This window comes from Dactylosporangium maewongense (assembly GCF_039531485.1).
GTDB lineage: Bacteria > Actinomycetota > Actinomycetes > Mycobacteriales > Micromonosporaceae > Dactylosporangium > Dactylosporangium maewongense.
On sequence record NZ_BAAAQD010000041.1, the window covers coordinates 67,951 to 84,239 of the forward strand.

Annotated in this window: 13 protein-coding genes; 3 read left to right on the forward strand and 10 right to left on the reverse strand. The window is 70.9% G+C overall.

What is annotated here, in order from left to right:
* The first annotated feature begins 31 nt into the window (after positions 1-31).
* Positions 32-961 (forward strand): phosphotransferase family protein, encoded by a 930-nt coding sequence (locus ABD332_RS53895; RefSeq protein ID WP_344513863.1) that lies wholly within the window; start codon positions 32-34, stop codon positions 959-961.
* A 79-nt stretch (positions 962-1,040) separates the two neighbouring features.
* Here the strand turns inward: ABD332_RS53895 and ABD332_RS53900 are convergent, their stop codons facing one another.
* The 5 genes from ABD332_RS53900 to ABD332_RS53920 form a co-directional block, all read right to left on the reverse strand.
* On the reverse strand, positions 1,041-1,772 hold the full coding sequence (locus ABD332_RS53900; RefSeq protein WP_344513865.1) for a phosphotransferase: 732 nt from the start codon (positions 1,770-1,772) through the stop codon (positions 1,041-1,043).
* A gap of 57 nt (positions 1,773-1,829) precedes the next feature.
* Complete coding sequence (locus tag ABD332_RS53905; RefSeq protein WP_344513867.1) at positions 1,830-2,690, reverse strand: ABC transporter permease; 861 nt, start codon at positions 2,688-2,690, stop codon at positions 1,830-1,832.
* Positions 2,650-3,438 (reverse strand): ABC transporter ATP-binding protein, encoded by a 789-nt coding sequence (locus ABD332_RS53910; protein WP_344513869.1) that lies wholly within the window; start codon positions 3,436-3,438, stop codon positions 2,650-2,652. The genes ABD332_RS53905 and ABD332_RS53910 overlap by 41 nt, the downstream gene beginning before the upstream one ends.
* A 68-nt stretch (positions 3,439-3,506) precedes the next feature.
* Complete coding sequence (locus tag ABD332_RS53915; RefSeq protein WP_344513871.1) at positions 3,507-4,202, reverse strand: CPBP family intramembrane glutamic endopeptidase; 696 nt, start codon at positions 4,200-4,202, stop codon at positions 3,507-3,509.
* A 122-nt stretch (positions 4,203-4,324) separates the two neighbouring features.
* Positions 4,325-4,852, reverse strand: a complete 528-nt coding sequence (locus tag ABD332_RS53920) for a hypothetical protein (RefSeq protein WP_344513873.1) — start codon at positions 4,850-4,852, stop codon at positions 4,325-4,327.
* 164 nt (positions 4,853-5,016) lie between these two features.
* Here ABD332_RS53920 and ABD332_RS53925 point away from each other — a divergent pair, with 164 nt between their 5' ends.
* The gene (locus ABD332_RS53925; RefSeq protein WP_344513875.1) at positions 5,017-5,775 is read left to right on the forward strand and encodes a DUF4118 domain-containing protein; all 759 of its coding nucleotides are present in this window, start codon (positions 5,017-5,019) and stop codon (positions 5,773-5,775) included.
* A gap of 429 nt (positions 5,776-6,204) precedes the next feature.
* Positions 6,205-7,689 (forward strand): hypothetical protein, encoded by a 1,485-nt coding sequence (locus tag ABD332_RS53930; RefSeq protein ID WP_344513877.1) that lies wholly within the window; start codon positions 6,205-6,207, stop codon positions 7,687-7,689.
* Positions 7,690-7,721: 32 nt separating this feature from the next.
* Here the strand turns inward: ABD332_RS53930 and ABD332_RS53935 are convergent, their stop codons facing one another.
* Genes ABD332_RS53935 through ABD332_RS53955 form a run of 5 tightly spaced genes read right to left on the reverse strand, consistent with a single transcriptional unit; the run spans position 7,722 to position 15,947 of the window.
* Entirely contained in the window at positions 7,722-8,387 is a 666-nt protein-coding gene (locus ABD332_RS53935; RefSeq protein WP_344513879.1) for a hypothetical protein, read from the reverse strand.
* An 8-nt stretch (positions 8,388-8,395) separates the two neighbouring features.
* Positions 8,396-9,268 carry a hypothetical protein gene (locus ABD332_RS53940; RefSeq protein ID WP_344513881.1) on the reverse strand — a complete coding sequence of 291 codons (873 nt, stop codon included), beginning with the start codon at positions 9,266-9,268 and terminating at the stop codon, positions 8,396-8,398.
* Positions 9,258-10,367, reverse strand: coding sequence for a hypothetical protein (locus ABD332_RS53945; protein WP_344513883.1), 1,110 nt, complete (start codon positions 10,365-10,367; stop codon positions 9,258-9,260). The genes ABD332_RS53940 and ABD332_RS53945 overlap by 11 nt, the downstream gene beginning before the upstream one ends.
* The gene (locus ABD332_RS53950) at positions 10,367-13,636 is read right to left on the reverse strand and encodes a hypothetical protein (protein ID WP_344513885.1); all 3,270 of its coding nucleotides are present in this window, start codon (positions 13,634-13,636) and stop codon (positions 10,367-10,369) included. Before ABD332_RS53950 ends, ABD332_RS53945 begins: the two co-directional genes overlap by 1 nt.
* A gap of 1 nt (position 13,637) precedes the next feature.
* The gene (locus ABD332_RS53955) at positions 13,638-15,947 is read right to left on the reverse strand and encodes a hypothetical protein (RefSeq protein ID WP_344513887.1); all 2,310 of its coding nucleotides are present in this window, start codon (positions 15,945-15,947) and stop codon (positions 13,638-13,640) included.
* Between the last annotated feature and the right edge of the window lie 342 nt (positions 15,948-16,289).

The following is a 16,289-nucleotide window of genomic DNA, read 5'->3' on the forward strand; positions in this document are numbered from 1 at the left end:
TCGACGAACTGCCAGTCCTAGAGTGCTCGGGGTGGATCTTTCACATCTCGGCGCGCCGATCGGTCCGATGATCCGTGTCCACGGCGGCTACGCCAACCGGATGTACCGGCTCGACACCGACCAGGGGTCGTTCGCGGTGAAGGAGCTGAACCTCGTCGACCGCCGCACGGCGTACCGCGTCGAGGACGTGTTCAGGTTCGAGCGGGCGGCCTTCGCCGCCGGCGTCCCGATGCCGGAGCCGATCTCGGCGGGTCACGACACGCTCGTCCACCGGTGGGCCGAGGGCGAGAAGGTGCCCGAAGCACCGGTGCCGGCGGCGTACGCGTTCGAGGTCGGTGAGATTCTCGCCCGCATCCACGCGCTCGCCGTCGCGTGGACCGACGCTTCGACCAAGGAGCCGACGGCACGGGACTGGCCCGAGCTCGCCGAGCGGGCGACGGCGACCCGGCAGCCCTGGGCCGGCGAACTCGCCTCCCAGGTCGAGACGTTCCTCGCGATCGCCCACTTCGTCGACACCTGCGAGCGACCGGGCCCCGTCGTGTTGACCCACCGGGACATCCAACCGTGGAACCTGCTCTCGCACGAGGGCCGGCCGGTGGTGCTCGACTGGGAGCTCTCGGGGATGCTCGACCTGTCCGGCGAGCTCGGCTCCACCGCGCTGAGCATCGCGAAGGGACCCGGCTTCGACGACATCCAGCCCGCCGTCTTCCGCTCGGTCCTCGACGGCTACGTCGCGGGAGGCGGACCGCTGCCGCCGTGGGGTCCGAGCTGGTTCGTGTTCATGATCGGCGGCTGGCTCGGGCACATCAGGTGGAACATCCTGCGCTGCCTCGCCGGTGTCGAGGCGAGCACCGGCCCGGAGCTCGCGCTGTCGCACGAGTCCGCGCGCAACGGCGTGCGTGGCCTCCCCGACCTGTTCGGCCGGCTTCCGCAACTACAGGAGCTGCTCAGGTACTCGTGACCGGGGCCGGCGTTCGTCCCGCCGCGGGGCAGGTACGAGACAGGTCGGCGCCGGCCGCGGCCGAGGCCTGATCGCCGCGTCAGACCGCTCGGACTTCGGCGAGCCGCTTGACGGAGTACTCGTCGTCCCAGCAGACGGCGGCCTCCCATGCCGCCGATGCCTGCGCGGCGATGTCGTACGCATCGTCGTCGAGGCCGGCAGCGTTGTCGGGCAGCGCGAGGTCGAGGTCGGGCACGTCGACGTGCGCCTCGTCCCAGTCGATCAGCGCGACCTGGTCCGCGGTCATGCGGACGTTGCGAGGGTTGGGGTCGCCGTGCACGACGCAGGTCTGACGTCCGGCGAGCCGCGCCCACGCCGCCCGGCACCGGGCGACGCCCTCGACGGGCATCGCGCCGAGGTCGACCTTCGTCCCGGTCTCGGCGTGCAGGAGGTCGGTCGACGACCGCCAACCGGGGCGCTGCGGCCAGCCCCGCGTCAACCGGTGCAGCTCGCGGAGCGCTTCGGCCACGCGACGCCAGTCGGCCTGCGTCTCGGGCGGTCCACCTTCCAGGTAGGTCATCACGACCAGACCATCGACGAACAACCGGCCGTCCGTGGTCGGGATCGGCACCGGCACGGTCAGACCTTCACGGTCGAGGTGTCGGAGCAGTTCGGTCTCCCACGCGAGATCGGCGTCGCTCCGGCGGCCGAGCCGCCCGACCGCGAGCTGCCCGTCGACACGCACGCTCCACACGTCGTTGGCGACTCCGCCGGCGAGCCGCTCGATGCGAGCGACGTCGTCACCCCACTGCCCGAGCGCCTCCCACCCCATTCGCCACACCTTACAGACCGGCACCTCAGGAAGTACCCCGGCGAGGAACCGGCATCGTCAGAGCACGACTCGGGGATAGAGGTGCGCCGCCACCGCGACAAGGACCAGGAGCGTCCCGGTCAGCACGGCGAAGTCCAGCGGCAGCCCGAAGGCGCTGGTGCCGCCTTGCAGCATGAGGGTGCGCAGGATGTCCGTCTGGTACGTGAGCGGGTTGGCCTTGGCCAGCCACTGCAGCGCGGTGGGCATGATGGCGATGGGGTAGATGGCGTTGGAGGCGAAGAACAGCGGCATGGTGAGGATCTGCCCGATGCCCATGAACCGTTCGCGGGTCTTGACCAGGCAGGCGATGATCAGCGAGAAGGTGGCGAACACCGCCGCGCCCAGGACCAGCGCGACGACGACGCCGGCCAGCGGCGCCAGGGCGAACGCCAGGTTCACGCCCAGCGCGGCCGCGATCAGGTAGACGATGGCGGCCTGGGCGAGGGCCCGTACCCCGGCCGAGAGCGCCTTGCCGAGCACGAGTGATGCCCGGGAGGCGGGGCTGACCAGGAACTTGTTCAGCACCCCGAGGTCGCGTTCCCAGATCACGGCGATGCCGTAGAAGATCGCGACGAACAGGGTGCTCTGGGCCAGGATCCCGGGTGCCAGGAAGTCGAGGTACGGCAGGTCCCCGGTCGGGATCGCCCGGGCGTGGGCGATCACCTTGCCGAACACGAGCAGCCACAGCACCGGCTGGACCGCTCGGGTCAGCAGCTCGACCGGGTCGTGGCGCAGCTTGCGGATCTCGACGTCGACGATCGTGGCGGTGTCCTGAGCGAACAGCAGCGGCACGGCCAGGCGCCGCAGCGCCGCCTGTACCGGGTACGAGAACTGGCCTTCAGCCGAGGCGCCGTGCGGTGCGCCGGGTCCGTTGGACATCGCGGAGCGCTCCTTCCTCCGTCTCCTCGGTCGCCGCGCTGTACGCGACGAAGACGTCATCCAGGTTCGCGTGCGCGCCCAGCCGGGCCTTCAGTTCCTCAGGGGTCCCGTGCACGACCACCGTGCCGCGGTGCATGATCGCCACCTGGCCGCACAGTTCGTCTGCCTCCTCCATGTCGTGTGTGGTGAGGAACAGGGTCGTGCCTTCCTGCGCGATCAGGTTGCGCAGTTGCTCCCAGATGCCGTGACGGGCGACCGGGTCGAGCCCGATCGTGGGTTCGTCCAGGAACAGCACCGCTGGACGGTGCAGCATCGACTGGACGATCTCGAGCCTGCGGATCATCCCGCCGGAGAAGTCGCGGACCAGCTTGTGCGCCGCGTCCTGCAGCCCCACCGACGCCAGCGCCGCATCGATGCGCGTCCGCCGCTGCGCCCGGGGAATGTGGTACAGGCGGGCGAAGACGAGCAGATTCTCCAACGCGGTCAGGGCACCGTCCGCGGAGAGCAGCTGCGGCACGTAGCCCACCAGGCGGCGTACCCGCGCCGGCTGCGTGCCGATGTCGAAGCCGGCGATCCTGGCCGTGCCCTCGGTCGGGGCCAGCAGCGTGGTCAACATCTTGATCGTCGTGGTCTTGCCGGCGCCGTTGCGTCCCAGCAGGCCGAACACCATGCCCTGCGGGACCAGCAGATCCAGATGATCGACCGCGAGCAGCTCCCCGAACCGCCGGGTCAGGCCCCGGGTTTCCACCGCGAGATCCGGGTGACACCCCACCATCCCAGCATACGAAGCGTTCACCGGCTCATCGTCGCGCCGCCTCAGCGGAGCAGCAGGGGTGCCACCACGATCGCGAGGAAGTCCAGCAGGAAGTGCATCACCATCGGCGCCACCAGACTGTGCCGCCAGACGTACACGGCGGCGAGGGCCAGACCGGTCGCACCCACGGTCAGGACTCCCGCGCTGCCTTCGTATCCGTGCCCGACGGAGAAGATCACGGAGGACAGCAGCACCGCCGACGTACGGCTGCGGAGGACACCGGCGATCCGCAGGATCAGGTACCCGCGGAAGACCGTCTCCTCGGCGACGGCGACCACCGCGACCAGCGCCACGGCGAGGAGCAGCTGTCCGACCCCGGGTGCGGGCTGCAAGCTCGCGCTGGACGGCCGCGGCCCGGACAGGCCCGCGCCACGCAGGACGGCGTCCAGCGCTTGCGCCCCGACCAGGACCGGCACCGTCAGGGCGACCCCCCAGGCGACCTCCCGCCAGGCGGCACGGCCGGTCCAGCCGATGACCGCGACCGGTTGCCGGGCACGGGCGAGCAGCAGCAGGATCAACGCGACGAGGCCCGCGTCGCGCGCGATCGTCGCACTGGCCAGCAGGGTGAACGGCACGGCGGCCTGCCCGGCCGCGAAGTACGACAGCACCAGCGGCGGCACGAGCAGCAGCAGGAACACGCCCAACTCCGCCAGTTCCTGCCGGCGGGACAGGATGCCGGCGAAGGCCCGATCGTCCATCGGCGCTCCACCTACTTCGCGCTACCTCGTGCTACCTCCCACACAGCCGGACACGAACCCCGGCAACGTCACCGGGCCCGGGCCACCCCGGAAGGTGGCCTCGGGCCGGCTCGACGGTGGCGCTACATGCCGGATGGCGATGGCGTCGCGCCCGGCGACGGCTGCATGCCGGTGTGCTCGTGCAACCGGATGATCCGGGCGGTGTAGGTCTCGCTGGTGCCGGTGCCGCTGGTCGTGCCCGCGATGGTGATCTTCGTGCCGGCCTTCAGGGCGCTTGGTTGCAGGGTGTGCCGATGCTCGACGACCCGCAGGTTGTCGCCCATGGCCCACGTCCTGGTCCATCCGTCGGCCGACTTCACGGTGACCGACGACGCCGAGACGGCGGTGAGCGTGCCGTTCTGCATGGCCACGTTCACCTGTCCCTGCTTGGTATGGACGACACCCTCGCCGTGCTCGACGTCCCTGAGCATGCCTTCGTGCCGGTGGCCGTGCGCGCAGGCCGTGGAGCCCATGCCCGGCGCCATGGTCTCCGGACCGCAGCCCGGAGCCGACGGGCTGGGTTGGGCACCCGCCACCGCCGGCACGCCCACCGCGCCGACTCCGGCGAGCACAGCAGTGCTGAGTGCGAGTCCGATCCGATGGAATCTCATGGCCCCTCCTCACTTGGACCAAGGCTGCCGATACCACCGCCGGACCGGCGACAAACCCGCTGCCGGCAGATCACAGACAACTCCCAGTCGCGTCGGTACGTCGCCCAGCTGGGAGACGTACGCTGGAGGCGGTTACCGCTGGGCGAAGAGGCAGGCGGTGCACGATGTTCAGCTCCCTCAGCCGGGAACGGATCGCGCTCGCGGCGGCGATCTTCGGGCCGCTGGCCGTCGCCGGAGTCCTGATCCCCTTCCGCACCGCGATCTCCGGCGCGAACATGGCGCTGGTCCTGGTGGTGGCTGTCGTTGCGGTGGCCGCCATCGGCAACCGCCTGGCCGGCGCGCTGGCGGCCTTGTCCGCCGCGGTGTGGTTCGACTACTTCCTGACCGAGCCGTACGAGCGGTTCACCATCGCCGCGAACACCGACGTCCTCACGGCGATCCTCCTGCTCGTCGTCGGCCTGGCGGTGTCGCAGCTGGCCGCGCGGGCCCATCGCCTGCACCTCATCACCGTCACCGACGCCGACCAGCTGTCCTGGATTCACCGGACGACGCAGCTGGTCCAGTCCGGTGCCGCCCCCAACCAGGTCGTCAACCAGGTCCGCCCGGAGCTGGTCGACCTGTTGCACCTGCGCGGATGCCGATTCGAGGAGGGACTCCTGCTCGGCCGTCCACCGCGGCTCGAACCCGACGGCAGCATCACACCGAAACCCGTTCACTCGTCGTCGCAGGCGGGCGAGCTACCGGATGCGGACGTCGAACTCAGGGTCAGCGCGGACGGCGTGTACTACGGGCGGTTCATGCTCACCCCCACCCCTGGCCACGCCGTGCCGCTCCAGGCCCGGCTCGTCGCGGTCACCCTCGCCGACCAGGTCGCCGAGGCATTCGACGCCGTACACACCAGCAGGCCCGATCGCCGAACCTGACCGGAGCGGTGAGCTCGTACGAACGGTGAGGCGCTCACAGCCAGCCGGCGTTGCGGGCGATGCGGGCGGCGTCGATGCGGTTGTGGGCGTGCCTGGCCCGGCGGGCTTGGCGGCGGCAGCGACGGGCCGCCGGCCGGGATGTCCCGGTGCTCGGTGTCTGCGCGGGTGGCGTGACCGCCTGGCCAACCGTGCAGTGCCGCTGTACAGTCGGCTCGATTTGTGCTTGCACCGGTTCGCCGGCCCGCTCGGCGGACCAGCACGTGGCCATGCGGTGCAGCCCACGCCCCCCGGATGCGCCGCACGGTCACCTCCAACCGCGCCGGCGGGGCGGGAGCCTTGTCTCGCCGCAGGGTCTGGCTGGGGATGATGCCCGTCCGCGCGGCGGCGCCCGCCACGAGCGGTGAGGACGCGACCTGAGGGTCGGCGAGGATGCCGTCGCGGGCGTGGGCGTCGGCGGAGCGCCATTGCTGGGCGGCGCCGGCCGAGACGGGCGGCGACTGGGAAGCCAAGAGCCTGTCGCGCACCGCTGACGGGGTGCCGTACCTCTCGACCAAGGAGTTCTCGCCCAACCTGCTCGGGTGGATCCCGATACCGGGCTGGGTCCGTGACCTCGCCGACTCGTTCGCGGACTTCGCCACGCAGCGCACCGACGCCCGGCCCTGCGGCGGCCCCGCCGCGCCCGGCTGGAGCAGCGTCGACAAGCGGACCACACTGGTGCATCTGTGCTCCATCGCCAACGCCGACCGGGCCGAGATCCAGGTGCAGTCCAACCGCCGGTTCTACCAGTGGGTGAACGTGCCGGCCGGTGCGGACTATGTTTGGGTCGAGGACCAGCCCGACCTGCTTCGCCGGGCCATCGCCAAGGTCACCGGGCACGACATCGGCGGCAACGTGCTGCTGGCCGGCAACGGCCGGTTCACCGCCGGGTACAAGCAGCCCGCGCAGACGGCGAAGAAGGACTTCAACGCGTACATCGATGCGTGGAGCGCCGGCCTCAGCGTCGGGATCAGCGTGCTCGGGCTGGATCCCCGCACGAAGGTGTCCAGCGCCGCGCTGATCGTGGCCAAGTGCGTCACCCAACTCTCGCCGTTCCCGTCGGCCGACGGTGCGAAGGCGTTCCTGGGCTGCTTCGTCACGCAGGCGCTGAAGAACCTCGAGAATCCCGACGTCGCGCTCAGCGCGGCGAAGGACCTGTTCGGCGAGGCGGCCTACGCCAAGGAGGCGGAGGAAGGCCTGAAGCAGGCGAAGGACCGGCTGCGCTATCTCGGGCGGTTCCTGAAGGTCGTCGGGATCATCACCTCCACCTTCCCGCAGCTGCCCGACCTCTTCTCGTCGTGGGGCAAGGATCAGCCGGGCCGCTTCACCCTGGAGCTGAAGGGAAAGCCGGCCACGCCGGCGCCGCCGCCTCCGGGCAACGGCGGCAACCCGCCCTCGCCGGCGCCGCAGCAACCGCACGCCGTGACACCGTACGACAACTACGGCGCCGCCAACGCCGGTCGTGCGATGTGCCGGGGTAACCCGGGCAACAGCAGGTCGATGCCGGGCGGCACCGTGTCGCAGACGTTCGTGGTCCCGGCCGGGGTCTCCGCCATCGACCACGTGCTGGTGCAGATCGACCCCGACGGCACCGTCACCAGCCATCTGAAGGTCTCCGTCAACGGCGGCCTCGCGGCCACGGCCGATGCCACCGCCGCGGGCGACACGCACTTCTCGTTCGGCGCCGTCGGCGTCTCCGCCGGTCAGACGGTGACGCTGAGCCTGGCCTTCACCGCCACCTCCGGGAAAATCATCACCCTGTATACCGCCGGAGCCCCAGGCGGCACGTTCACGGCGTCGAACAGCTGTCCGGACGGCGCGCCGAGCGTGTCGACGTCGGCCACCGGCTTGCGCGCCGTCGTGTCAGGCTGGAGCTAGCCGACCACTGTCGGCGGGGCTACGGGCCGCGATCACCTGAGCGGCACCGTGCCTTTCCACCAGATTGTGGTCGCGGAGCAGCTTGTGGCGGGAATGGTGGCCGAGAAGGTGATGTAGGCCTTCGTGACCTTCCAACCGCCGGAGATGCTGTACTGCGCGCCGGTCACCTGCGCGGTGAAGGCCCATGCGGCGCCGCTTGTCGGGACGGCAAAGCAGGCCGCGCGGCCGTTCACGGCGGTGCCGCGGGCGGACCAGGTGTCGCCGTTCAGGGTGAGCGCGTAGAAGCCGCTGATCCACCGCGACCCGGCGACGCAGAACGGGGTGCCGCTGGAGCACCGGCTCAGCTGCAGGGACACCGCCACCCTCTTGTCTCTGTCACAGTTGTCGTCGCCTCCGTCACAGGAGTACATGGGCAGGTCGAAGTAGATGTCGGTCAGGCCGCGGGCGAGGTCCTGCGGGCTGGTTGTGGCGATGTGCTCGCGGGCTGTCCGGAGCGCCTCCGCGTTCTGGCCATCGGCGATGTCGGCCTCCTCGCGGGAGCTCCGCAACTCGAGCCGGGCATGGTCCAGGTCGTCGCCGAGCTGAGAGACCTTCTTGTCGGCGGCGGAGAGGCGCACCGCAGCCGTGACGAGGGTCGCCGCGCAGACCACGGCCATCGCGACGAACAGGGCGCCGAAGAGCTTAGGGGTCGGCTTCATGCTGGCTCCTACATTGTCCAGAGTGCGATGAGACCGAGCAGGCAGCCTGCGACGACCGTGGCCATCACCACGGCGGCCATCAGCGAACGGTCCCGGGTCGGTGCCGCCGACGTTGCGGGGACCGCCGGGGTGTCGTCGTTGTCGACCGGGGCGGGCAGCGAGGTGAGTTGTCCCGGCTGGTCGAGCGGTGGCTGCTCCAGCTTCGGCGCAGGGTCCCCGGGCGGTGCCATCGGCGTTGCGGGGGCCGCCACGGTGTCGTCGTCGTCGGCCGGGTCGGGCTGCGGGGTGAGTTGTGCCAGTCGGTCGAGCAGTGCCTGCTCCAGCAGGTCCGGCGCGGGCGGTGCGCCCGGTGGACGATCCCAGCCCACGACGCGCAAGGTCGCGACGCTGTCGGAGGGGATGTGGGCCAGGTGCGGGGTCGGCCCGGCGTGCTCAAGCCCGAAGCGCTGCCGGAGGGCTTCACGTAACGCGAGCCAGCGTTCCAGAAGGCTCTGGACCTCGGCCAGGGTCAGGTGCGGAAGGCGCCCGGCCAGGACGCTCTCCGGGAGTTCGGGGTACACGAGGACTGGGCGGAAGCCGTCCTCGAGTCGCAGGCCCTGCTCGTACCAGCGCGGCACGACAACCTCGGGTGGAAGGTCGAGCTGCCCGAGCAGCAGGCTGCGGTCGCGGAGCACCCCGACGGGCCCGGCGATCAAACACTCCGCGCGGCACGGGCCGTCGGCGGCCGCGAGCCGGAACGTCACGGTGGTGGTGGTGATGGCGGCTGCCGCGGGCCGGTTGTCCGCGTCGACGGCGAGCCAGGCGCGCCGGAGCTCGGCAGGATGGAACGCGGCCCGGCCGTCGGCGACATGGTCGATGCAGTACCTCGCCTCAGCTTGCATAGATCACGCGTCCCGGGTAGTCGGTGTCGTGAACCCTCGCCCAGACGCGGACGCAGGCCAGGACCATCCCGGATACGTCCGGGCTCCGGATCCCGGACACCTCCGGGATCCGGAGCGGGATGTTGTCGGCGGTGAACGCCTGGGCGCTGTCGAAGCGGGCTGGTGGCAGCTTCACCAGTCCGGGGCCGATCTCGGCGGCGGCGTCGCGGATCGTGGTGTGCGCGCGGACGCGGAGCCGCCCCCACCAGCTGACGTCGGCAGCCGGTGGCAGGTGGACCACGGACGTCACCGCCTCGTGCAGGCGGACGAGGCACTCCAGCCGGTCCGGGTCGCCCGGCACGGCGGCGATCAGCGCCGCCGTTCTGGCCGTCAACTGACCGCGGAGCCGGTCCTGGTCTGTCGGAGTGGTGCGCTCTGCCAGTCCGCGGACGTGCAGGGACTGTAGGCAGTGCCGTAGGTGCCGGTCCTGCGACAGCAGGTGCAGGACCGGCACCACCAGCCGGGTGAAGGCGACCGTGGCCGGGTCGGCACCGGCGCGGTCGACGGCCGCCGCGTGGACCCGCAGCTCAGCGGGCAGCGGCGCGTCCGGGTCGGTCGCCAGGCCGTCGTGCAGCGTGCGTCCCCCGACGGACAGCCGGGGGATCAGGATGTCCCGGTCGATGCCGCGGATGGTCACGATAGGGGCTTCCACGGTGGCGCCGGCCGCGCGGGCCTCGTCCGCCGCGCGGGTCTGGACGTCCCGCCGGTCGTCGGGGGCCATCCGGAGGCCGAGGAGGTGCAGCGCGCTCCAGAGCTGGGCGCGGTCGGCCGGGGGCGGGCCTGGGTCGTGCTCACCGGCCGCCTGCGCCGCCTCTGTCCAAAGGGGAGTGGCCGGGGTCCGCGTTGCCGCCGCCGACCCCGGCGATGTGCTGATCGGCCGGCCGATCGCCGGCAGGGCCGCGCCACCGCCGGCAAGGATTCGGTCGATGGCCTCGCGAGCGGCGTTGCCGGGCGCGGCCTCCTCCAGTGCCGCGCGCATACCGGCGAGCAGGCCACGGACCAGGGTGGCGGTGGCCGGCTCGGCCAGCAGTACGCCGAGCGCGTCGTCGAGGGATCCCATCAGTGGGAACCGTTGAATGGGTCGAAGCGCTCGTCCAGGTCGATGTTGCCGGGCCTCATCGCGACGGTGAGGACCCTGCCGGGGTTGGCGATGACGTCGGCCATGGAGCTGGCCGGCAGGTACGGCACAAAGCCCTGAACAGGCTGGACACGGCCGGTCTCATCCACGACGATGCGGGTGTCGGCACCGCGCCCGTGCCGGATGCTCGCCCGGAACGGCGCGCCGACCCGATGCAGCACGGTCGAGTCATCGGGGTCGCGCCGGCCGATCCACCACGTGCCGTCGGTGGGCACCTCCCGCGGGAAGCGGACGCTGATCCAACAGCTCAGCGGCGTCGGGTCGTCGGGCGAGACCACGAAGCCGTCAGGTTCGGCGTCCTCGTGTATCAACATCTTGCCGTGGTTGGCCATCCCGCCAGCGGCATCGGGGTTGACCACCAGGTCGTGCTGCAGCCGGACCGGGCCGAAGGCCGCGTCCCGGCCGGCCACCTGATCGTCCGGGCGACACGTGGACATGTCGAGGCTGTAGTGCGGGCTGCCGGCGCAGAAGTGGACGATCAGCTGATCGGCCTCGTCGATCTGGAACTGCATCGATACCTGGCGGACCCACTCGTCGAGGTCGAACGGCCCCTGCGGATTCTCGGACTGCTGCAGATCCTGCAGGCTGAGGAAGCCCCACAGCACCGCCGGTTCGGCCTTCGACACACCGCTGCGGTTGATGGCGATGTCGAGGATCGCCGGCATCCACTCGGAGCGCTGGGCACCCTGCCCGGAATCGCCGATGCGCTCGAACTCGCGGCCGGCGGGGAAGACCGGGAGCTGGTTCGGGCCAGTGCCGGACAGTTCGAGGTCGAACGGCAGGCCGTGCAGCAGGTTGTCGACGTCGATGTGGAGCTCGGTGCGGCCCATCGCCACGTTGCGTTTCGCGCGGCGGGGGTCCGCGTAGCCCTTCTGGCGGACGTGTTCTGCCCAGCAGGCGCCGATGGAGGTGCCGACCTTGGCGAACGCCGGGTCGTGTACGACGTGCAGCGGGTTCCAGCGCAGGGCGCCCCAGCCGCTGTGGGTGGTGTCGCTGGTGAAGACCTGCTGCAACAGTTCCCGGGCGCGAGGCAACGCAGTCGTGCCGCCGGAGAGGATCACCGTGTCCAGCGGCTCGTTGTCGCCTTCCGCGGCCAACAGTCGTTTACGAGCGACGTCCAGGGCGATCTCCATCGAGCGGGTCAACACGTTGTCGACCTCGGCACGGATGGCGTCGGCGTCGATCTCGACCGTCGACAGGTGCTCGGTCGCGGCACCGAGGTCCAGCAGCTCGTGCAGGTTGCGCAGCTGGTACGGCTGGCCTGCGGCGGAGGCCCGCTTGGCCCGGTCCGCCTCGATCCACAACCGCCCGAACCGCTGGCGGGCCTGCACCTCCTCGGCGGCCGTCCGAACGGCCGCCCACCGGGTGGGGACGACCTGGTCGATCAGGGTCAGCCTGTCCTGCTCGGTGTCGGAGACGTCCTCTGCGCCGGCCACCGGCAGCAGCGATCCGGCCCGGTAGACGCCGCCTTCCAGGAACGGCTTGTATTCGCCGACCACGAGGGTCGGCGTGCGGGTCAGCAGCAGGTCGGCGATGCGGGCCTTGAACAGGTGGAAGATGCCCAGCGTGATCCGGTCGCCGCCGAGCTGGAGGTTGCCGGCCTTGCCCAGCACCGTCGGCCGCAGTTCGTAGAAACGGCCCTGCTGGTCGGCCGGCACACCGCCGTCGCGCTCGGTGTGGTCTCGGAGGGTGAGGGTGAGCAGTGCGACGTCGGTGGACCCGCCACCGACGTCGACGACCAGGATGTTGTGTCGCCAGGTCTCCGGGGCGACCTGCCGGCTGCGGGCGCGGAACGTCTCGACGCCGATCGCCGGGTCACCGGCGAACATCCGCATGAGGTTGAACATCGCCGCCGCGGTCGCCTCGTCGAACCGGGTGTCGGCAAGGTGCAGGCCGACGTCGTGCGCCAGGCGCTCCATGTCGAGACGGGTCTGCGGCGGGGAGGTCGTCGGATACGTGACGACCGCCCGGTGGATCTCGCCGGGCGCGTATCGGTCCTTGTTCGCCCGGCGGAATTCGGTGACCTTGTCCAGCAGGCACCTCCATACCGCGATCAGCGCATCGTCCGTCGTCGGGCCGTCGGTCACACCGGGCGGGAGCCCGGGCAGCGGCCGTTCGTTGCCGACGAAACGCTTGAGGCCGGGCTGGTGCTCCACCGCCACGGGAACGTCCCCGTCGGTGTGGGCATGCCCGTCGTTCCACATCGCGAGCTTGAAGGGCGCCAGCGACAGGACCCGCGCATCGCTGGAGATGGCCGGTGTGCCGGCGTGCAGGGGTACCGGAAAGAACTGCAGCTCGGCGATGGGCGGACGGGAGAACGCGTCGCGGTAGAGCCGCTGCAGCACACCGGTGAGCGTGTCGCGGCGCGCCGGCAGCGCATTGTCGACCTCCTGGTCGAGGGCCAGCAGCACGTCGAAGACCCGGTCGCCGGCGAGGGACTCCTTCAGGTGGGTGAGTGGGTCGCCGAGACGGTTGCCGGGTGCCGACGCAGCGAGGGTGCGACCGGCACCCTCCAGCAGCCGTCGCCACTCGTCGCCGGACAGCCCGAAGTCGTCGGTGGCGGTGCCGTTGAGCAGTTCGGTCAGGCAGTCGCGGATCCGGGCGACCTGGGTCGGGGCGATGCCGAGCAAAGCGCGCTTCTGGTTCTGGTCGAACATCGTGATGGTCGAGTTCGACATGCCGAAGTCGATCGCGATCCAGCCCTTGTACCGCTGGTCGGTGTCGGCGGCCGTCGATCGCGGCTCGGTGGCGGGTGACTCGGCGGGCGACACGGGCGGCTCCGGGATCTGGGACGGGGTCACAAGCACGCACTGCCGGTGCAGCGGATCGCCGGACGATGTCAAGGTGCCGTCGGCAAGGCGCTCGGCGACGTCGACGGCCCAGGTGAACGCCGTCTGGCCGGGCGGTAGTGCCGAACCCGCCACGTATTGCCAGGGCGCCATGTAGCGCCCGTACGGTGGCAGGTCCAGCCCTTCCCGCGGCAGGGAGGGCCGCCACAGGTCGCAGATCTGCCGGGTGGGCGGCGTGGCAGTGTCAGCCGTCACCCGGATTCCACAGACGACGAGGTGTCGGCCGGACCGGTTGACGAGCAGCGGCGACGGCAGCGCGACCGGCAGGTCGGTGCCGTCCAGGGTGAACTGCTGGTGGGCGCTGCCGTCGGCCTGGTCGATGAACTCGAGTTCGATGTCCATCTCAGTTCTCCAATTCCGACCAGAGTCCACCGGAGGTCGGACCGGTCGAGCGGGTGCGGAGCTTCCGGATCGCGTCCAGGAGCGCGCCTCTGGACTCCTCGTCCGCCGGTGACGCCTCGGGTGGTCTGGCACTGGCCAGGGCCTGCAACAACCGGTTGAAGAAGTGCAGAGTCACCTGCTCGGCCCAGCCACGGACCATTTCGACGTCGGTCTGCATCAGGTACGCACAGGTGGCGACGAACTCGTGACGAAGCCGGATCACGTATCCGGGATGCCTGCGGTGCAGCAGGTCGGAGTCGGAGGCGTCGTACGTGTGCTTCGCGGGCAGCGACCACACGAACCGCGAATCGCGGCGGAGCGGGAACGCCTCGGCGTACCGGCTCGGGCCGGGAGCTTGGTAGGGAATCTGCTCCAAGATTGACGCCGAGGCGTTGGTCAGCAGTCCCTGCCAGTCCTCCGGCCGCACGATCAGGGTCAACGTGGCCGGCTGGTCGGCGAAGACCGCCTTCGCGCGGCTCCGCAGCGCCTCCTCGTCGGCGAGCGTGTCCTCCGCGTTGCGGATCAACGCGCGCTCCCAACGCGAAAGCGCCTCGGCGCGGACCGTGTCGAACGCCTCCACGCAGGACTCGCTGAACGGCCCGACCAGCTTGGTGGTGGTCTCGGGACCATCTTGGACCTCACGCCCTCGGACCGAGTCGAGCGTCTGCCGCCATTCCGGCCACCGGTGCACACGGCGGGCGGCGGTCTCCTCGACGAAGTCGGCGAACGACGTGCGGTCCGGCCCGTCCCCGGACAGCGCGCCGGTCAGCACACCTGGCAGGCTGCGGCGCAGCCGGATCAGCACGCTGCGCAGACCCGACAGGACCGACTGGAACTCCACGTGCGCGGCGGCGGCGCCGCCGGGCTCCGGGGCCGTCTGGACCGCGGACTCCAGCTGCAGCAGGAGCTCGCGCAGCCGTGAGTCTTCCCGCTCGACCCGCTCCACCCGGCGGCGCAGACCGTGGACGGACAGCTGGTCGGCGAGCATCGTCTGAACCCGCTGCCGGCCGCCGTCCTCGGCGACCGGCAGCAGCAGCGCCCGGAACGGACTGCCCTCCGGAAGGCCGAGGGCGACCCGTTTGGCGTCGCCGGCGAGCGCACCCTGCATCCGGACGCGGTCGTCGAACCGTCCAGCGACGAGCTCCGGGGCGACCTGGCCGAGCGCGACGAGGCCGGCATAGAGGAACGGCTCACCCGGGGCCAGCTCACCGGCGGTGCGCAGCAGCTCCGTGATCGACGTCAAGCTGCTGCGGACCGCGTCGTCGCTGTCCAGGCCGGCCTCCCTGAACCGGACGGCCTGCGGGCTGTCGAACACGTTGCCGACGCCGGCGATCGCCCCTCCGTTGACGGCGGTCAGCAGCCGGGTCAGCTCGTCGGAGGCCAAACTGTCGGGATTGGCCGCCTTGAGCAGCACCACCGCGGTGTCGACGTCGTGCAGGAGCGTCTCCGTCAGCATCCGGTCGCGCTCGGACGACAGGTGGTTGAGGATGCCAGGGAAGTCCCAGAGCTCCAGCACGGCGCCCTCGCCGAACCCGGAGAGCTGCGGCCGGTCCGGCGGCTGAAGGCCGGGGCCGTGCGCGAGCAGGCCGGGCAGCACACTCACCGGAACGTCCATCGCGATCTCGGCCTGACGGACGATCCAGAACAGCTGTGCGGGCGACTGGTCCTCGTAGGCGATCTGGATCAGCGCGCCGAACTCCTCCGCGGACACCTCCCGGCTGGTGCCGAGGCAGGCGTCGTGCTGCCGGGCACTCGCGGCGACCGCTATCAGCTGCCGGACAAGGCGGTCGAGACTCGGGTCGAGCGATCTGGCGGTGCGGTGCCAGGCCGCCAGGAAGTCCGGATCGCCGTCGACGGCCTTGCGGGTGGGCGTGTCGAGGCCCGGGTGCGGGCCGCTGATCGCCCGGATCTGCCGGCCGAGGTCGGCCAGGCAGGCCTCGCACTCGGAGCGGCTCAGGAACACGATCCGGCGGCCGGTGACCGTGGATGTGCCGCCGGCGACCGGGCGCAGCCGGAAGCGGGTCACGTTGCCGGTGGTGGGCCGGTCACCGATCGGCAGGTTCTCGAGGAAGCCGAGCATCGAGGCGACGAACAGTGTCTTTCCCGCCCCGTACTCACCGATGATGCCGACCTTGTACGGCTCGCGGACCATGGCCAGGACCTGTCTGGCCTGATCGTGGACCCGTTGGATCGGTGCGGTGAGAGAGGGTCCGAAGTCGGCACCGTCGATCAGGGCGATGGCGTCAGCGGCGAGTTGCTCCGCGTCCGTCACAAGGTCTTTCCTGGCGGCGTTCGCACCGCTGCTGTTTGGATGCCACGTATCGGTCATCAAGGCCTCTCGGCGTGACGATGGGAGTGCGCAGGTATCGCCGTACTGACGGACAGCGCAGTCCGAACGCCGTGGCGCGAACGGCTCGACCTGTCCGCCGCCGGAAACAGAAGAGGGCCGGCCCTGTAGGGCCAGCCCTCTTACTTGAAGCGGTGTGCTTACCCGGTGAACGTGGCGGTGATCTGGGTGAACTGCCAGTTGTTCTGGGCGATGCCGCTGCAGTTGGAGACGACGCCGCCGCCGGGGCAGGGGCGGTCGCGGTTGACGGACCAGAAGGCGAGCCGG

What these genes read in the sequence shown, in the direction of transcription:
- ABD332_RS53940 (WP_344513881.1), bottom strand. Translation starts at nt 9,268, where the DNA reads ATGCAAGCTGAGGCGAGGTACTGCATCGACCATGTCGCCGACGGCCGG.
- ABD332_RS53945 (WP_344513883.1), bottom strand. Translation starts at nt 10,367, where the DNA reads ATGGGATCCCTCGACGACGCGCTCGGCGTACTGCTGGCCGAGCCGGCC.
- ABD332_RS53950 (WP_344513885.1), bottom strand. Translation starts at nt 13,636, where the DNA reads ATGGACATCGAACTCGAGTTCATCGACCAGGCCGACGGCAGCGCCCAC.
- ABD332_RS53905 (WP_344513867.1), bottom strand. Translation starts at nt 2,690, where the DNA reads ATGTCCAACGGACCCGGCGCACCGCACGGCGCCTCGGCTGAAGGCCAG.
- ABD332_RS53900 (WP_344513865.1), bottom strand. Translation starts at nt 1,772, where the DNA reads ATGGGGTGGGAGGCGCTCGGGCAGTGGGGTGACGACGTCGCTCGCATC.
- ABD332_RS53920 (WP_344513873.1), bottom strand. Translation starts at nt 4,852, where the DNA reads ATGAGATTCCATCGGATCGGACTCGCACTCAGCACTGCTGTGCTCGCC.
- ABD332_RS53925 (WP_344513875.1), top strand. Translation starts at nt 5,017, where the DNA reads ATGTTCAGCTCCCTCAGCCGGGAACGGATCGCGCTCGCGGCGGCGATC.
- ABD332_RS53915 (WP_344513871.1), bottom strand. Translation starts at nt 4,202, where the DNA reads ATGGACGATCGGGCCTTCGCCGGCATCCTGTCCCGCCGGCAGGAACTG.
- ABD332_RS53935 (WP_344513879.1), bottom strand. Translation starts at nt 8,387, where the DNA reads ATGAAGCCGACCCCTAAGCTCTTCGGCGCCCTGTTCGTCGCGATGGCC.
- ABD332_RS53930 (WP_344513877.1), top strand. Translation starts at nt 6,205, where the DNA reads ATGCCGTCGCGGGCGTGGGCGTCGGCGGAGCGCCATTGCTGGGCGGCG.